General features: G+C 65.5%; 1 protein-coding gene. It reads left to right on the top strand.

What is annotated here, in order from left to right; genetic code table 11:
- On the top strand, window positions 1-441 hold a 441-nt coding region (locus tag D7V77_RS42635), incomplete at both ends, for a UDP-N-acetylglucosamine 2-epimerase (RefSeq protein ID WP_368666251.1).

The raw sequence follows: 441 nt of genomic DNA on the forward strand, positions 1-441 counted from the left end.
GGTGAAGGTCCTGTCGGTGTTCGGCACGCGACCGGAAGCCATCAAGATGGGGCCTCTGGTGCGCGCCCTGGCACACGCTGCGGATATCGAATCGGTGGTCTGCATCACCGGGCAGCACCGGGCGATGCTCGACCAGGTGATGGCGCTGTTCGAGATCACCGCCGACCATGACCTCGATGTCATGGTGCCCAACCAGACCCTCAATGGCCTGTGTTCCAGGCTGTTCGAACGGCTTGACGCGCTCTACACGCAGGTCCGCCCCGACTACGTGCTGGTGCATGGCGATACCACCACGGCGATGACCGCGGCCCTGGCCGCGTTCCATCACCGCATCCCGATCGGCCATGTCGAGGCCGGCCTGCGCACCGGCGACATCCACCGGCCGTGGCCGGAGGAGATGAACCGGCGGGTGATCGATGTGGTCGGCCATCAGTTGTATGC

This window comes from Corallococcus sp. CA041A, assembly GCF_003612075.1.
In the GTDB taxonomy this organism is placed as follows: Bacteria; Myxococcota; Myxococcia; order Myxococcales; family Myxococcaceae; genus Corallococcus; species Corallococcus exiguus.